Genomic DNA, 2,449 nt, shown 5'->3' with positions numbered 1-2,449 from the left:
GCACGGGGGCCCGGCAGGGCGGCGGCGGCGCCGGGGTCCGGCGCGTGCGGGCGGGCGTGGGCCGCGCGCGGTCTTTCGCGCGGCGTGTCGCGCGGTACGTCGATCAGTCCCGCGACGGCGAGGCGCCGTACCTCCAGGAGGACGTGGAAGGCGGGCCGGCCCAGGAGCCGGGAGAGGTCCGCCGGGGTGTGGGTGCCGTCGGCCAGGTCGAGCAGCGCGCGCTGGCGCGGCGGTGCCCAGCGTTCGGCGGCGGCCGGGCGCGGCACCACCGGCGCCGTGTCGATGATCCGGCCGGGCCAGAGGCCGTCGAGCAGCTCGCGGCGGCGGCGCGTCTCCCGCTCCACCGCGGCGGCGGTCACGGGGCGTGGCATGCCCATCCGGTGGGCGACGCCGTGCCGGAAGCGGGCGGGTCCGTTGCCCGGCGCCAGCGCGAAGAGCGCGGCGTCGAACAGCGCGGTCGACAGGCAGATCTCCAGTTCGCCGGGGCGCAGATGGCCGCCGTCGAGGAGGATCCGGGAGACGGTGCGGCCGGGCCCGGCCCGCTTGACCGCCGCGTCCCACACGGCGCGCGGCAGCCGGCCGCCCGCCGTCAGCAGGACGTCGACGCCGGGTGCCGCCGTGCTCTCGGCGTGGATGACGCGGCCGTCGGCGAGGTAGACCGTCCCGGCGTCGCGCACCAGCGCCCCGGTGGCCCCCTCCATCGCGAGGCGGACCAGCATCGAACACCGGGTGGGCAGGACGGGGCCCGGCGCGGGCACGGCCGTCGTCATTCCAGGACCAGCCGTCGGGCGACGTCCTGCAGCCGCAGCCGTGCGACGGCGAGGTTCCCCGCGTCGCGGTCGAGCCACATGTGCAGGAAGACGCTGGCGTCGAACTCGGTCTCCACGAAACGGAGTACGTGGTACTCGGTCCGGGTGGTGACGATCAGATCCTCCACGTCGAGCCGGCCGACGGGGACGGGGAGGTGGGCGTGGGGGGAGTGCGAGGAGCCGGAGGCGTGGGGGATGAGCGGCGCGTGGGCCGGGCGGTCGACGGGAGCGGTGAGGCTGGGGGACTCCCCGCCCCCGCCGGTCGTGTCCGGCGGGGGCCCGCCCGGTAACTCCGGGACGTGGTGGGGGGATCCGCCGGGTAACTCGGGGAGGAGGCGGCCCGGGGACGTGCCCGGGAGGTGTCCCGGACCCGCGCCCGGGGCCTGCCCGGGACCGCGTTGCGCGGGCACGTGCTCCAGTCCGGTCCCCGGGACGTGTCCCGGGCCGTTTCCGGAGCCGTGCCCGGGGGCGGGATCGGAGCCGTGAACCGATCCGTGGCTCGTTCCGTGGCTCGATCCGAGCCCCGACGCGTGCCCTGACGCGTGCCCCGGTGCATGTCCCGACCCATGACCGGGGCCGTGCACGAGTCCCTCCACCGGCACCTGGCGGGGAACCTGTGCGGGCAGCGCCCTGCGCACGGAGGGGCGGAACGTGCGGCACTCCATGGACATGCGCGCCAGCTCGGCGGCCTCGGCCGCCGCCGACTCCGCCTCGCCGTGCGGCGGTTCGCCGGCCGAGCCGAGCGAGAGTCCGCAGGTCCAGTCCACGAGGGCCGCGCCCCGAGCGCCCGGCACGGACATCACTTCCAGCAGGCAAACATCTATACCGGGCACTCGGAGCTCCCCTCCCCACACCGCTCACGCACCGTGCTGGTGCGCTGCGGTGACGCGGAGGCTATGACGGCGGAAGACGCGTGCGGAAGGCAGTGGCACATTCCAGCGGAACATGCTTGGGGCCGACAGTTCCCTGCTCCCGGATGCTCATTCGATGACGTAATTCGGCCACACGATCGGCGTTTGCGTGCCCGGTCGCCGAGATCGGTCGAAGCGGCGGTACGAGCGGTCGGACGGGCGACCGAAAGCGCCCCGCACCCGGCACACGCCGCCAAGTTCCGTCACATTGGGCGATCCCCGGAGGAACGCACCTCCCGCTTGGTAAACATGCCCACCCGCGTCAACCAGGCGTGACGGCACGGGCGATGGCGGACAGCCAGAGGACGTGCGATGGCGCGGACAGTCGAGGACGTGTGAGGGAGAGTCGGGGGCGCTGATGCCGGATCCGCCGAGAGGTCTGCTCGACCCGGCCGGCCACGGCCTCCTGTCCCGCGCCCTCGCCGGGTGCGCGGCCGACGCCGTCACCGGCGGACTGCGGGTCCTCGGCAGGCCCGGCGGCGTGTTCCGGCTCCGGCAGGGCCGGGTGGTCGAGGCCGAGAGTCCGGGCGCCCCGGGCCCCGAGGTGCTGCTCCTGCGCTCGGGCCGCCTGAGCGAACGGGACTGGGCGGAGGCGCTCGCGGCGAGCGGTGACGCGGCACGGCTGCCCGGCGCCGAACTGGTCGCCCGTGGCCTGGTCGGGGCCGCCGACCTGCGGGTGCTGCGGGCGATGGCGACGCGCGACGCGGTGTTCGCCCTCCTCGCGGGAGA

At 75.8% G+C, this 2,449-nt stretch carries 2 protein-coding genes and 1 pseudogene; 1 reads left to right on the top strand and 2 read right to left on the bottom strand.

Going from position 1 to position 2,449, the window contains the following annotated elements; all coding sequences use genetic code 11:
• Both AOK22_RS36550 and AOK22_RS43460 read right to left on the bottom strand, forming a co-directional pair.
• Positions 1 to 770 (bottom strand): hypothetical protein (locus AOK22_RS36550; protein ID WP_055702972.1); only part of this gene is annotated, 770 nt, incomplete at its 3' end.
• On the bottom strand, positions 767 to 1,609 hold the full coding sequence (locus tag AOK22_RS43460; protein WP_055702971.1) for a hypothetical protein: 843 nt from the start codon (positions 1,607 to 1,609) through the stop codon (positions 767 to 769). The genes AOK22_RS43460 and AOK22_RS36550, both read right to left, overlap by 4 nt.
• 469 nt (positions 1,610 to 2,078) lie before the next feature.
• On the opposite strand from AOK22_RS43460, the pseudogene AOK22_RS36540 reads away from it, so the two are divergent.
• Positions 2,079 to 2,449: pseudogene (locus tag AOK22_RS36540) on the top strand (MarR family transcriptional regulator); the annotation flags it as partial.

It is taken from the genome of Streptomyces silaceus (assembly GCF_001419745.1).
GTDB classification, from domain to species: domain Bacteria; phylum Actinomycetota; class Actinomycetes; order Streptomycetales; family Streptomycetaceae; genus Streptomyces; species Streptomyces silaceus.
Note: the sequence above shows the minus strand (reverse complement) of the source record. Positions and strands in the feature narration are given on the sequence as shown.

Excerpts from the sequence above, each read along its gene's own strand:
- AOK22_RS43460 (WP_055702971.1), bottom strand. The coding sequence starts at position 1,609 with ATGTCCGTGCCGGGCGCTCGGGGCGCGGCCCTCGTGGACTGGACCTGC.